This window comes from Psychrobium sp. 1_MG-2023 (assembly GCF_030689115.1).
Taxonomy (GTDB): domain Bacteria; phylum Pseudomonadota; class Gammaproteobacteria; order Enterobacterales; family Psychrobiaceae; genus Psychrobium.
Genome location: NZ_JAUYVJ010000018.1, coordinates 32,832 through 47,351 on the forward strand (window position 1 = coordinate 32,832; position 14,520 = coordinate 47,351).

Sequence of the window (14,520 nt, forward strand, 5' to 3'; positions counted from 1 at the left end):
AATTAATTTTACATCTTCACCTGCTACCGCAGTGTAAACGAATGTTTGCTGGTTCACAGGAGTGCACTTAATTACCGCTCTATTATTACTAAAGTTACCATACACATAGGTATGATTCTTAGTCACCAGCTTAAATCCTAATGACTTCAGAATAGATACGCCTTTGATTGCACATAAATCTGGCGACTCGTTTACTACCTTATGATCTGACCACAGTTGGGGCGTATATGCTTTCTTTAGCGTAATAACCTGACTGGTTGTGGCAAGACTCGTTGCTTTAGGTTCTTGATTGGTAGTTGGCTTTACATCTATTGTCTCGTGCAGGTTCGCTGAACAGCCTGACAGGAGCAAAATGAATATAATAGTTAGGTGTTTGATAGTACTTTCCTTGTTATTAATCAGTGACCTGATAGATAGCTATCGTTTAGTTGAGAGCTATCGTTTGATTGAGAGCTTAAGGTTCGCGGATATGACCGATTAACCTTGTCACCAAGAATACACTATACTTTATTTGGGAGAACTAAGTTGATTTAGTTATCTTTTTTGGGCTATTGACTACTGCAAATTATCGCTCAAAAACTGAAATTGATAGGTAATCGCATTGCGCCAGTAATCCCAATCATGACCTCCAGGGCGTTCAATATAATCATGCTCAATGTTTAACTCCAGCATTGATTGATGTAATTGCCGATTCACCGATAAAAAGAAATCAGAGACGCCGACATCCAATAGGATAGGGAGTTTATTATCATCTTTTTGCCAGAGGTTGTTTGTGGCTGCAATTTTGTATAAGTTACTTTTTATCGCTACAGCATCCCACAAAGTCGGGTTTTCTTGGTAATTTCCTAACACTTTATTAATGCCAAATGATGCGGCGAAAGGGCGTAAGTCAACACCCGCTGACATAGCGCCTACGGCGCCAAAAATATCTTGGTGATTTATCGCGATATGCAGTGCGCCAAATCCACCCATTGATAACCCTGTGATCCCGCGACCGTTTCGAGTTGGCTTGGTTGAAAACTTCTGATCAATGTACTTCACCACATCATGGGCAATATAGCTTTCGTAGCGGGACTCTGAGTTTATGGCCGAGTTCATATACCATGAATCATAGCCACCGTCAGGATTAACGATAATAACATTATAGCGATCAGCCAGTGCCTCAATGTTTGTATTCGTTGTCCAGTCTGCATGGTTACCGCTAAAACCATGGAGTACATAAATAACGCGATAACGTTGCTTGGTATTATAACCCTTGGGTAGAGTGACTGTGATCGGGTGCTTTATTCCTGTTTTCTGACCGATAAAGGTGTTAATGATGACTTCACTAGCACCGGCCTTATTTATTTGTGAAAAGCTAATTAATAGATTAAATAAAACAAAGGCTAAGCACTTTTTCACGTTTGGTATTCCCCACGTTATAATTGCCAGACATCAATGTTCAGCAATTAAAATTGATAAATGTCTTGGTGTATTTTTAATATATGAGACAATTTAGAGCGCAATCACCCACCATATGGCTCAAAATGAAACTTTTAGTTCGAAATCTTTCCCGTTCAACCACTGAAGCGGAATTACATACTTTATTCTCAACACACGGAACGGTTAGCGAGTGTAGCTTGGTCTTAGATCAAGAAACTGGCAATTCAAAAGGCTTTGCGTTTGTTGAAATGGCAGATACCAGTGAAGCGAAAGCTGCCATTGCAGCATTACACGAAACTAAATTAGCCAAGAATAAGATCCGTGTAAAGATCGCTTAATATCGCCATCTTATTTCATCTGATAATGAATGTAAAAGTCAGTAGTGGAAGCACTGCTGGCTTTTTCTTACCCCGTGTTCTAATTCGTTTGTCCTCGTTACAAAATTGATTACTTAAGTAATGGAATTGGCATTAATTCCCTTGACTCGAAAATCAAAAGTGAGACCACTTAACGTAGCCAATGTATGTCATGGATGAGATGAACACCATTCATGGAGTTAAAGCAATAAGAACAATCAATTGGTGAAAAGCGGTTAAAGCGAGTAAGAAAAAATTCATATTCAAATGTTATTTTTCTTAGGCGTTATTAGCGATGTTGCTAGGCTGTTTGTCGATATAAGAGCTTAACTCAATCACATTAGCTATGACTGCGTTTCGTTATGCCTGCCACTTTTAGCGGTAGCCTGAGCTATATACAACTACGAACTATTCTAGGGCAACGCTTACCTTGCATCACGCCTAATCGATGCAATTTAAGAGAAAAATAATACTCAAATACACAAGTGGAAAGTTGCTGATTTCACAGCTTTATAAGTATTTAGTTTTATTAAACAGTTGTTTAGTGATTTAAGCTTGGCTACTGATTATTATTGTTTTGTGATAGAATCCACTGCAACAATAATTATCATTTACAGTAATCAATTATGGATCTATCAATTACGGCTTACCTCTCAAACTTAACATTCATTGTCATGTTCCTTGTGGTGATTTTTGCTGCTAAGTGGCTATATAACTTAACCACAAGCTATAACACGTTTGAGCAAATAACCGAGCATAAAAACTTAGCACTCTCGACCTCGATTATGGGTTTTGTTAGTGCTAATACGATTATTTATGTATCAATGCTCATTGGTCCAAGTCATGGCTTAAAAGCTGATGTGTTCAATGTTGGCATGTATACGTTATTAGGGATGGGACTGTTATTAGTCTCACGCTTTATCAATGATAAGGTCTTGCTACATTCTTTTTGTAATAGTAATCAACTGATTGAAAAGCAAAATATGTCAGTGGGTTTAGCACAAGCGGCCAGCTACATTACTTCCGGTTTAATTATTGGTGGTGCATTAATGGGCGAAGGTAGCTTTATTTCTGCATTAGCTTTTTATGCCTTAGGTCAAGTCCTGTTGATTGTATTCACCAAGTTCTACGATATCTTCACTAAGTTCAAATTATTAACCGAGCTTGAAAAAAATAATATTGCAGCAGCAACGAGTTTTTCAGCAACGGTTATCGCGATTGGTATAATTTTACTGCATGCCTTAGCCGGCGAGTTTGTCTCTTGGCAATCAAGCTTAACGTTATTCTTCATTGATGCGTTAATTGCATTTGCTGCATTACCGCTTGTGCGTATTTTAATTGATAAGCTATTGTTCCCTTCAATTAATATTGATAACGCCATTGAGCAAGAACAAAATATTGCGGTGGCGTTGTTAGAAGGTGCCATCGCTATTAGTGTCGCGCTAGTTATCTTCTTTGCTCTTTAAAGGATGTTGTGATGAGCACATTGAAGTTATTTATTATTGCGGCAATTACCTTTGTATCGACGCTGTTTGCTCAAGGTTATATCGAAAGTGCGACCGAGCTCCGTGCCTATCAAGGGAGTCGTGACTTTGCCAATTTAGAGAAGCCTTATCAATTTAAAGTGCCTAAAGATGGTCAAATGATGCGCTTTGAAATTAGAGGCACTATGCCGCTCAATGACTGGAAAGCGATGGAGTTATCTGTATTTGATGGCCAAGGTAAATACTTATTTACCTATCAAGATGACTTATGGGCTGAAAGTGGTTATGACTCAGATGGCTATTGGACTGAATATAAAAGAAAAGCATCTTTAGAACAGCGTTTTCCAAAACAAGGGACTTATTCAATCTTATTAAGCGACTCTGCTAGCACTCACAAAAGTACTGCAGGGCATACCTATACCATTCGTGCGGTGCCGATCCGTGGTGATGGTAGCGTACTAACCTCAATTAAATGGATCTCTGGCATTATTGCTGCGTTGAGTTTATTTCTTCTCTTTTTTATATTGGATCGAAAAAATGAGAAGAAAAAAAGCAAGTTATATAACATGAATCACCGTCGTATTAAGCAAGAGAAACCAAACAAAAGCTATAAAGGGTTAGTCATATTAATCCTAATTTTTTATGTTCCTCTGACTGCTGCTTCTTTAATCGCCCTACAGGATGATGACGATGATATTGATTGGGTTTCAGTGTCATATCGTAGCCCTCACATTGTAGTTGATCGTGACATGAGACAGCAGAGTATGAGTGGATCGTATTTCAGGACAGGTGGCTCTCGAGGCGGCAAGTAGATGGTTCGTGAAAGTCATATCCTGCTTTTTAGTATCTTAATTGCAGGGTTTTGTTCGATTGTCTATGAGCTATTAATCGCGACAACGGGCTCGTATTTCTTGGGTGATAGTATCACCCAGTTCTCATTGACGATTGGTATCTATATGGCCTTTATGGGCGTGGGTTCTTATTGCTCTCGTTGGGTCAGTGATAAAACGTTACTTGAGTCATTTATTGGTTTTGAGTTGCTACTGGCCTTAATTGGCGGTAGTTGTGTGCCGTTATTATACTATGCCTATGCGATCGAGTTACCATTACAACTGGTCTCTGCAATCTTAACTGCGGCAATCGGTGTGCTCATTGGGCTAGAGATTCCATTACTTAGCCGATTGATGGAAAAGCACTATACCTTAAAAGCGAACTTGGCCAATGTGCTGTCTGTTGACTATTTTGGCGCGTTGATCGCTACTTTAGTCTTTCCATTTATATTGCTACCGTGGCTTGGTGTTTTTAAAACGTCATTGGCGTTCGGTTTAGTTAATCTTAGTATTGCTCTGTCGTTATTATGGTACTTCTTTCCTCAAATTAGTTTATCTCGTAGACAGTGGCTACGTGCTGCTTTGATTGGTGTGTTTATTTTATTAGTTGGTTTAATGGTGTTTAGTAAGCTCCTTAACGAAAAATGGAATGAGGCAGTTTATGAAGATCAAGTGATACACTCTGAGCAGTCGCAATATCAACAGTTGGTTTTAACACGGTATAAAGATGATATTCGGTTGTATTTAAATGGTGGATTACAATTCTCCAGTATCGATGAATATCGTTATCATGAATCACTCGTTCATCCAGCAATGGCGCGATTAAAACATGCCAAATCGGTGTTAATACTGGGGGGCGGAGATGGTTTAGCGGTGCGCGAACTTTTAAAGTACCCTCAACTGAAATCAATCACGGTTGTTGACTTAGATCCTGCCGTGGCAAAATTGGCGAAAACCAATCATTACTTAACGACGTTAAATCAAGAGGCGTTGAGCCACCCAAAAGTTAGGGTACTGCATCAAGACGGATTTGTGTTTTTAGCGGATAATCAGGCACTGCAAGAGAGTCAAACTTTTGATCTTGTATTGGTTGATTTACCCGACCCAAAAACAATTAGCCTAGCACGGCTTTATAGTAAGCAGTTTTACCATTCGGTACGTCGTAATATGGCCCCAGGCGCTATTTTAGTGACTCAGGCAACTAGCCCCTTCTTTGCTGGTAAAGCGTTTTGGTCGATTCATAATACGATTGCAGATGTCGGGTTTGCTCAAGTGATGCCTTATCACGTAAACATTCCCTCTTTTGGTGAGTGGGGGTTTGTAATGGCGTGTCATATTCAATGTCAAACGCAGTTACAACCAACGCCTGAAACACGCTTTTATTCCGCTAAAATGGAACAGTCAATGCGCATATTTCCAAAGGATATGGTGGTTAAAGATAGCTTAGTTAGTACGTTGGATAAGCCTAATGTGTTGTATTATTACCTTGATGGCTGGAAGTACTGGAATTAGTCGTTTATTGAAAAGTCAGTTATTACTGGAAGCAAAAAAAAGGTGATGAATGCGTTAACTGTTGTAACTAGTCGATGGCTGCTTTAAAGGACAAATAGCAAGGCTTAGGGGATATATGCCCCTAAGCCTTTTTGTTAGCAAGTTAGAAGTTTACTCATAACGTAATGTTAATGATGGTCGGGTGCTAGCTGCTTTAAACGCGAGACTAGCAACGGTTAACCAAGTGATGCTTGCCACAATAATAGCTGCTACAGCATAGACCCAGATAGCTTGTCCAATACGGTCATTAAAGTTAGCCAGCCAATCGGTGATTAACCAGAACGTGATTGGATAAGCGATGGCTACACTAATTGCAATCAGGATTAGAAACTCTTTTGCCAGTAGATTAACGATACTGACACGCGATGCGCCAAGTACTTTACGAACAGCCACTTCTTTTTGGCGGCGCAGCACTGAAAATGATGCCAAGCCAAAGGTGCCTAGACAAGTCAGAAAAATCGCTAATAACGTAAAGATCATTACCACACTAACCATGCGTTGATCATCTTTGTAAATCGCTTGATAGTTAGTTGCAACAGAAGTAATTTCTGGCTCAACCATTTTGAGTTGTTGCTGTAATATGGTTGATATTTGTTGTTTTATCAGCCCTGTGTTGACGTTATCTTCTAGGTTCACAACGAGGCGTCCAAAGGTACTCCAAGAGTAACCACAGATATAAATAATGGGTGTACTTGATGTACGGGCTGAACCAATTTTAATATCTTCAATCACGCCAACAATTTTTAAGTTAATGCTGTCGGTGAAACGCCATGTTTGGTTAATCGCATCTTGTGGGTTAGCAAACCCAGCTTGCTTGGCTAGTGAGCGAGTAACAATAGCTGACGCTGTCGCCAAGCCTTGCTCTGATGGCTTATACCAATCCGCCTGAAATGCTGGCTCAAAATCACGGCCCGCCAGCAAGTCCAGCCCTTGATTTTTAACAATGTCAAAACCTGAGCCAATAAAAGGGACAATAGCGCCATCATTATTATTTGGCCAGAATAAACGGGTTGATGCTTGAGTGGTTAAGGTGAGTGCTGAGTCAGAAATTGACACCCCTTTAACCCCTTCAATACGTGAAACAGATGATAATAGCGCAGTATTTTGAGTATAAAATAAGTCATTTCTATCAATACCTGCAACATCAAGGCGGTGTTCTTTTTGATAACCGACAGGCAGTGTGCTTAAAAAGTTGAGCTGTTGTTGCAACATCACGGCGCCAATAATTAAGGCAATTGAAAGTGCGGCTTGTAATATCAACAGGCACTTTCGTACCATCACTGCTGTTTTACCGCGTTGCAGATCACCACTTAACACACGCTTAGCGCTAAATGATGAAATAAATAAGGCAGGATAAAGGCCAGATAGTATACCCACTAGCAGAGTCATCACTACAATGGCAGCACCTTCAATTGATAGGTAATTTAGGGCTAATGAACGTTCCACTAGCTGGTTAAACCATGGCAGTGCTGCCTCGACCATTACACAGGCTAAAATGGCTGACAGCACGGTAATTAATGTTGATTCTAATAGGAATTGACTGATTAATTGAGACTTACTCGCGCCAAGCGCTTTGCGAACACCCACCTCTCGTGCGCGGCGGCTTGCTTGCGCAGTACTCATATTAATGAAATTAAAACTAGCGACAAAAATAAGCAGCAAACTTAAGGCGATACAGATTTGTACGGTAGTGTTAGACCCATTAGTTTTAAGTTCGAAGCGCGACTGGCTAAATAAGTGGATATCAGTTAATGCCAGTAAAGAAAACTTCACCAGTACATCGTTACTATTGATTAATTGCGTAACTGTTTTGTTTATCTGCTCCGTTAACACGTTGATATCAGCTTGTGGTGTAAGCTTTAAGTAGGCAAAGCTATCGTTGATGATAATGCGTGGTTCACCTAGTTGGCTTTGATGGATACCGGTAAAACTATGGCCATCAAAATGGGTATTTTGGGGTAAGTCACGAATAACGGCAGCAACAGTCCATTGACCTTCATTGCTGCGCAGTGTTTGCCCCACAGTCCTTACACTACCAAACAAGCGCAGTGATTCCCTTGCTGTTAGAGCTAACATGCCGGGTTGAGTTAATGCTTGAGTGAAATCCCCACTTAAAATTTCTAAGTTGATAAATTGCTGAACGTTAGGGCTTACCGCATATAAGTTCTCAAGTTTGAACGCTTTATTATCGATAAAAACTTTATTATCAATACGCTGTGATGCATTGATTAAAGTAAGCACCTCTTCAACACCTGCGATGTCTTCAATGCTAGAAATGGCCGCTCGGCTGATAATTGGCGCACTTTGGTCAAGGCTGACAAAGAACTGCTCAATGCGATGAACACGCTCTGCATCTGGCTGAAATTTGTCATACGATAGCTCATATTTTGCAAATAGTGCCACGAGAATAGCCGCCGCTAAACCAATGCTTAAACCAAATAGGTTAAGCGCAAAGTGCTGTTTGTGGTTCTTGAATGCTCTAAAAGCAGTAATAAAATAATTACCTAACATCTTATGCAACCTTGTTATTTTGTTGGACAGTATTAGCTTTATCGACCATTATTTGGCCATCCAGCAAACGTACTAGACGATCGGCATAAGCACCTTCTTTTTCAGAGTGAGTCACCATAATAACGGTAGTGCCCTCGTGATTTAACTCTCTGAGCATGGTCATTACTTCCTCACCATTTTTCGAATCAAGGTTGCCCGTTGGTTCATCAGCAAGGATAAGTTTTGGGTTAATCACTAAAGCTCGCGCTACAGCTACACGTTGTTGTTGTCCGCCCGAAAGCTGTTGTGGTAAATGATCGGCGCGGTGATCAATAGCAACGCGTTTTAAAATCTCTGAAACCCGTGCTTTACGCTGTTCTTTTGAAATGTTTTGGTATTGCAGTGGCAGTTCAACATTTTCGGCCACGGTTAATTCATCAATTAGGTTGAAGCTTTGAAAAATGAAACCAATCGACTCTTTACGTAACTGTGCTAATTGTTTTTCACTGTAGTTTGCGATGTCGGTGCCTGCAAAATCAAAGCTGCCACTACTCGGCGAGTCCAACATACCTAAAATTGAAAGTAGGGTTGACTTGCCACAGCCTGACGGCCCCATGATGGCGAGGAATTCGCCTTGCTCAACGGTTAAGTTAATTGCATTTAGAGCCGTTGTTTCGACGTCTTGAGTTAAAAAAACGCGATGTAAGTTAGTCAGTTTAATCATTATTATTATCCTTAAAAAATTAGTGTAAATTAAGTTGCTGGGCTTTATCAAAATTGGCATAGCCAGAGGTGATCACCTTATCGCCCGTTGATAATCCCGCGAGTACTTCAAAATAGTGTTGATTTTTTCGCCCCAAGCGAACATCACGGCGAGTTGCAGTGGTTTCACCTTCAGCGATTACGTAGACCCAATGGCCGCCAGTGCTTGAAAAGAATGCGCCGCGGTTGAGTAATAGGGCGTTATTAGTATTGCTGCCGAGCATCAGCTCTAAGTTGATGCTTTGACCACGCTTAATCGCTTCGATGTTGGTTGGTAAGTTAATTTCGATTTTAAATTGAGATTGTTTTACTCGGCTGTCAATTTTAGTCACGGTGGCGGTGATGATCTCACCACCAAATGACACCATCGCACTCATGCCTCGTTGTACTTGATTTAGGTAGAACTCATCTAATTTAACCACTAGTTTATATTCATTGGGAATATCGATTTGGCCAAGGCGTGATCCACGATTTTTAGACTCCCCAATTTCAACATCAAGCTCGCTTAAATAACCCGCAACAGGTGCTTTTATTAATAGATTATCTAAATTATTACGAGCAAACTGTAAGTTGTTATTAAGCATTTTTGCGCTGTCTGCAAGCTGGGCTACTTGTACTTTACGGATGCTATTTTCTTGCTGTTGACGCTCTAAGGTCAGCTCTTTTCTCGCTTTATAATAGGTAAGATCTTGTTGGGTTTGTTCCAGCGTGTCTTTAGCTAGAACGCCTTGATTAACCAATGTTTGAGACTGCTTTAGACGACGCTCTAGGTGCGTTATTTTTAAATCAATTTCTAGCAGATCACGACGTAAATTTAAGCGGTTAGTTTCCATGTTCATTTGTGTATTGCGTAAGAAGTTTAATTGCTCGGTTACTTGTGCTTCACGGCTCATGACATCGAGTTGTAAGCTGGTATTACTTAAACGCACTAACGGTTGCCCTTGCTCAACATACTCGCCTTGCTCGACAAGCCGTTCTTCTACTTGACCGCCAGCGATAGTATCAAGGTAAATGCTTGTTTTTGGTACAACTTGGCCACGTAAACTTAATGCATCCTTAAACGCGCCCTGAGTTACGGTACTGACAGTTAGGCTAGTTAGCTCAATATTCTGACTACGACCAGTTCCCGTTGGCTGACTAAAACCATAACCATAAGTGGCGGCAATTAATCCTAACGATAGCCCTGCAATCACGAAGCGTTTAATGTGCTTGGCTTTACCTTGGTGTGTAATTTTCTTATCCATGTTATAGGTCTGCTTTAAGGGTAATGAATTATATGATTCTATATAACAAGTCTTGTGCCATGTTTTATTTTTGTTTTTTTTCAGTGGTTTATTGTGTTTCTTGTATGGTTGTGACGTATTGGGTGTCCGCTTATAGAACAGTTTCAAACTTATCGGTGTCCGTTTATGGACAGTGTCAGGTCATCTGTTGTACGCTAGGCATATCTGAAAAAAGTAGTTATAAAATATGACCATAAAACAAGCGGGTTCTATTCTAATCGTTGATGACAATCCTGATATCCTGATTGCGGCGCGTTTATTACTCAAACAGCATTATCAATGTGTTAAAACGACCGATGATCCATTTAAGATCGAGTCGATCATTAATGAACAGAAAGCGGCTGAGCAATCGGTTGATATTGTATTGCTCGATATGAACTTTAGCCAAGACGCGATTAGTGGTCAGGAAGGCTTTTATTGGTTAAAGAAAATTATTGAGCAAGATGCCAGCATTGTCGTGTTATTGATGACTGCTTATGGTGATATTCAAATTGCGGTGGATGCAATAAAAGCAGGAGCATCGGACTTTATTGCTAAACCTTGGCAAAACGAGCAGTTGTTAGGTGCTGTCGCCGCGGCTTTCTCCCATGCTAAAGACAAACAACAAGTAGGTAAGCTAACTCGTCAAACCCAAGGCCTTACTCAAGCGCTAAGTGGTCAGCAGTTCGACTTTTTAGGGCAAAGTGAAGCGATGCAACAGGTATTTAGCTTGATTGAAAAGGCGGCTGTTACCGATGCTAACATATTAATATGCGGTGAAAGTGGTACAGGTAAAGAGCTTGCCGCTCATGCCATTCATCAAGCCAGCTTACGTAATGATCAAGCATTTATTAGCTTGGATATGGGGGCAGTATCCAATAACTTGTTTGAAAGTGAGCTCTTTGGTCATAAGAAAGGGGCATTTACCGATGCGAAGAGCGATAGAATTGGACGCTTCGAGCTTGCTCATCAGGGTAGTTTATTTCTCGATGAATTAGGCAACCTGCCGTTATCACAGCAAGTTAAGCTACTTGCTGCGTTGCAAAATAGGCAAATCTCACCGATTGGTTCGAGTCAAGTCATTGATATTGATATTCGCTTGATTTGTGCGACCAATGATAATTTGGCTCAGGCTGTTGCAGAAGGGCGTTTTCGTCAGGATTTACTCTATCGAATCAATACCGTTGAAATTCGTTTACCACCATTACGTGAACGACAAGAAGATATTCCTTTATTAGTCAATTATTACCTTAATCACTTCGGCCAAAAATATAAACGAGAGCTAACGGTGGCCCCAAGTGACCTGAATGCCTTATCTCGCTACTCGTGGCCGGGTAATGTTCGTGAACTTGCCCATGCAATTGAGCGTGCAGTCATTTTATCGGATAGCTCAGTGTTAGATATCAGCTCGGTGATTGGCAATGTGAGTAACACGCCTGCGACAGGTGACTTAGCAACAAACAGCGCTGAAAGTACAGTAGTTGATTACGATACCTTTGATCTGGAAGTGATTGAGCAGCGTACCGTTCGCGCGGCTTTAAAGCATTTCCAAGGCAATGTCAGTCATGCGGCGAAAGCCTTAGGGTTAACGCGTGGCGCGATGTATCGTCGTCTTGATAAGTATGGACTGTAATGATGCGTTTTTATTATTTATTGGTAATCAATATTATTGCGCTAATCGCAAGTAGCATTATGCTTAGCTCTATTTTTATTAGCCGAGGTTTATCGGCAACTGCCTTGATGATGCTATTAATCGTTGTTGCACTATCGGGACATTTATTGGTGCTTTTTAAGCGCCAACATCAGCAGTCACAGCAAGTGATCTTAGCACTAGCGAATGGCGATAGCACTTTAGGTCTGGCACGTCATCATCCAATGCGGCAGCAATTTGAGCAGGTTAAACTGCAGATGCAACAAGCGAGGTTTGATGCCGAGCAACAAGCGCAGTTTTTACAGGCCTTATTAATTCATATTGATTTAGCGGTATTAGTGTGTGACGAGCAAGGGCATATCATTGAGTCTAACCCTGCCGTTAGTCGATTACTCGGCCTAAAGTTTACCACCGATGACGGTCACCTGAGTCAATTAGGCGGGATTGGTAATGTTTTACAAAAGGCACAAACCAATATGCGAACTACGTTGCAATGGCAGGTAGGGGAACAGCAAGATACCTTGTCGATTCAGCTAACTATTGCACAAATTCAAGGGCAAACACGGCGAATCGTCAGCTTGCAGTCTATTCATGACCAGTTAGTGCATAAAGAGCAACAAGCCTACAAACGCTTAACCAAAGTGCTGACTCATGAAATTGCTAATTCAATCACACCATTATCATCTCTGGCGGCTACGTGTGAAGGTTTATTGCCTGATGAATTGTGTTTTGATGAGCAAGAAGATAAAGAGGATTTACAGCTAGCATTAACGACTCTTGCTTCTCGCACTCAGCATTTAAGTGACTTTATTGCCCGTTTTCGTCAGGTCAGCAGTTTACCAAAGCCAACCCTTAAGCCCCATGATTTAACCGAATCATTAGAAAGTACTCTGGCGCTCCATCAGCAGCAAGCCAAGGAGCAGGGGATTAAGTTGACACTGAAGCTTGAGTGTCAACAGTTGGTGATGATCGATAGCGCTCAAATCGAACAAGTGTTAATTAATCTAGTTAAGAACTCGATAGAGGCCTTGGCAATACAGTCGCAACAGTGTGAATCTGAAGAGCCTGAGGTAACAATAATACTTGCTAAAAATAGTAAACAGCAGCTTTATGTCGAAGTGAGCGATAATGGCATGGGGGTTGCTGCGCATGTTGTTGAGATGATCTTTGTCCCATTCTTTACCACTAAGCAACAAGGCTCTGGTATTGGCTTGAGCCTGTCAAAACAAATTATGGTCAGTCATGGTGGTGATTTAATATACCTAAAGCGAGAAAGCGGGGCGTGTTTTAGGTGTCTATTTGGTTGATATTTTGTGCTGTTAAATCACTAATGTGTGAAAGCGATAGAGCTCTATGTCGTAAGCCCAATAGTCCCTTGCCCAACCGCCCTTTTGCTTAAGTTCGTTAACAAACTGCGTCGGTGAGGGCAGTGATTGCCACACGGTAGGTAAGAATACTGCACTATGGTTATCATCCTTGATCAATAAACCATCGATATTAGGTTGTAATTCATCAAGTAAAGCCGCTTCACCCTCATTGTTGATTGCTTTAAGTGGTGATAGTACAGAGATTTCAATCTGCAATGAGGCTAATTCATTTTCTTGTAGTGGCTTAAAGCGAGCGTCCCTAAAAGCGCTGCTATAGCTATGATGACATACATCTTGCCAGAGTGGCTGGCTTGCTGTGACGCACCCGATACAACCGCGTAAGTGGCCATTGTAATAGATCGTGACAAAGCTGGTTGCGATGATCTCTAACTCGGCCATATTGGGTGAGGAGGGGAGAATGAAACGCTGATGCTTTATCGCGTCGCTGAGCACTTGCCAAGCTAACGCTTTAAGTGATTCTCTTGCCGCTTCAGTTAAGTGAACACATGATAAAGCTGGCATAACCGACTACCCTTTCTCTATTGATTATTGCTTGATTGCTAATGTCAGCTGAGTTGGCGTTGGCTATTAAGTGTGGTTGCCATTGCTGCTGTTGGGCATAAGCTAATAAACCGTTAAGCGCCATCGAACCACACGCTTGTTCAGGGGAAACATCCGTATCTAAAGCGAGTATCTTATTGATGGTGTTATTGTCTATGGCTTGTGCATGTTGATATGAATGAAAATGGCTTAAGTCAGTGCTGATAACAAGCAAGGTTGAATTAAGCGGCTCGATGTAATTAAGAATGTCGCAAACTTGCTGTGATGAACATTGCCCGACAACGATAGGAAGCAATTCAAAGGTGCTTAAGCCTTGCTGTAAAAAAGGTAATTGGACTTCAATAGAGTGTTCCCATTGATGCGCTTGGTTATTCTCAACGACTAGGCCTTGGTTTAACAATTCTCGACAAGTGTTTAAATCAATTGGAATATCACCTAATGGGGTGGTGAATAGTGAATGGCTAGGTACTGCGCATCCACGCAATGCAACTCGGTGGCTCGGACCTAATATAACCACTTTATTTATAGGTTGCTGTGTTAGGTAGTGATAGCCTGCTGCCGCAATGTTTCCTGAATAACAATACCCTGCATGAGGTACGATTAACGCCTTAACCTTACCGTACTTAGTTAATGGCTGTGTTGATAAAAATAATTGTGTTAATTCTTGTTGTAGCTGTATTTTTTGTTCGGGATAAAAACTACCAGCCACCGCGGGCATTCGCTTACTCACAATCATTGACTCCTTATCGTGAATCTTTCACTACACTTAAATTGTAGTTAAAAA

The 14,520-nt window shown here is 41.0% G+C and carries 12 protein-coding genes; 6 read left to right on the forward strand and 6 right to left on the reverse strand.

Going from position 1 to position 14,520, the window contains the following annotated elements; genetic code table 11:
- Positions 1 to 555: 555 nt before the first annotated feature.
- Entirely contained in the window at positions 556 to 1,401 is an 846-nt protein-coding gene (locus Q8W26_RS10705; protein ID WP_101214946.1) for an alpha/beta hydrolase family protein, read from the reverse strand.
- Between the two features lie 125 nt (positions 1,402 to 1,526).
- On the opposite strand from Q8W26_RS10705, the gene Q8W26_RS10710 reads away from it, so the two are divergent.
- The 4 genes from Q8W26_RS10710 to Q8W26_RS10725 all read left to right on the forward strand — a co-directional run bounded on the left by Q8W26_RS10710 (position 1,527) and on the right by Q8W26_RS10725 (position 5,604).
- On the forward strand, positions 1,527 to 1,760 hold the full coding sequence (locus Q8W26_RS10710; RefSeq protein WP_101214947.1) for an RNA-binding protein: 234 nt from the start codon (positions 1,527 to 1,529) through the stop codon (positions 1,758 to 1,760).
- Positions 1,761 to 2,404: 644 nt separating this feature from the next.
- The gene (locus tag Q8W26_RS10715; protein ID WP_101214948.1) at positions 2,405 to 3,244 is read left to right on the forward strand and encodes a DUF350 domain-containing protein; all 840 of its coding nucleotides are present in this window, start codon (positions 2,405 to 2,407) and stop codon (positions 3,242 to 3,244) included.
- An 11-nt stretch (positions 3,245 to 3,255) separates the two neighbouring features.
- Complete coding sequence (locus Q8W26_RS10720) at positions 3,256 to 4,074, forward strand: hypothetical protein (RefSeq protein ID WP_101214949.1); 819 nt, start codon at positions 3,256 to 3,258, stop codon at positions 4,072 to 4,074.
- The gene (locus Q8W26_RS10725) at positions 4,075 to 5,604 is read left to right on the forward strand and encodes a polyamine aminopropyltransferase (RefSeq protein WP_101214950.1); all 1,530 of its coding nucleotides are present in this window, start codon (positions 4,075 to 4,077) and stop codon (positions 5,602 to 5,604) included.
- A 150-nt stretch (positions 5,605 to 5,754) separates the two neighbouring features.
- On the opposite strand, the gene Q8W26_RS10730 is transcribed toward Q8W26_RS10725, so the two are convergent.
- Genes Q8W26_RS10730 through Q8W26_RS10740 form a run of 3 tightly spaced genes read right to left on the reverse strand, consistent with a single transcriptional unit; the run spans position 5,755 to position 10,139 of the window.
- Entirely contained in the window at positions 5,755 to 8,154 is a 2,400-nt protein-coding gene (locus Q8W26_RS10730) for an ABC transporter permease (RefSeq protein ID WP_101214951.1), read from the reverse strand.
- A gap of 1 nt (position 8,155) precedes the next feature.
- Positions 8,156 to 8,857, reverse strand: a complete 702-nt coding sequence (locus Q8W26_RS10735) for an ABC transporter ATP-binding protein (protein WP_101214952.1) — start codon at positions 8,855 to 8,857, stop codon at positions 8,156 to 8,158.
- A gap of 19 nt (positions 8,858 to 8,876) precedes the next feature.
- Positions 8,877 to 10,139 (reverse strand): efflux RND transporter periplasmic adaptor subunit, encoded by a 1,263-nt coding sequence (locus tag Q8W26_RS10740; RefSeq protein ID WP_101214953.1) that lies wholly within the window; start codon positions 10,137 to 10,139, stop codon positions 8,877 to 8,879.
- 232 nt (positions 10,140 to 10,371) lie between these two features.
- Here Q8W26_RS10740 and Q8W26_RS10745 point away from each other — a divergent pair, with 232 nt between their 5' ends.
- Both Q8W26_RS10745 and Q8W26_RS10750 read left to right on the forward strand, forming a co-directional pair.
- Entirely contained in the window at positions 10,372 to 11,790 is a 1,419-nt protein-coding gene (locus Q8W26_RS10745) for a sigma-54 dependent transcriptional regulator (RefSeq protein WP_101215033.1), read from the forward strand.
- 2 nt (positions 11,791 to 11,792) lie between these two features.
- Positions 11,793 to 13,115, forward strand: coding sequence for a PAS domain-containing sensor histidine kinase (locus tag Q8W26_RS10750; protein ID WP_101214954.1), 1,323 nt, complete (start codon positions 11,793 to 11,795; stop codon positions 13,113 to 13,115).
- Positions 13,116 to 13,127: 12 nt separating this feature from the next.
- Here Q8W26_RS10750 and amrA read toward each other — a convergent pair whose 3' ends face one another.
- Positions 13,128 to 13,697: an AmmeMemoRadiSam system protein A gene (amrA, locus tag Q8W26_RS10755; RefSeq protein ID WP_101214955.1), complete on the reverse strand. Its 570-nt coding sequence runs from the start codon at positions 13,695 to 13,697 to the stop codon at positions 13,128 to 13,130.
- Entirely contained in the window at positions 13,666 to 14,466 is an 801-nt protein-coding gene (gene amrB, locus Q8W26_RS10760) for an AmmeMemoRadiSam system protein B (protein ID WP_305473341.1), read from the reverse strand. Before amrB ends, amrA begins: the two co-directional genes overlap by 32 nt.
- Positions 14,467 to 14,520: the final 54 nt, after the last annotated feature.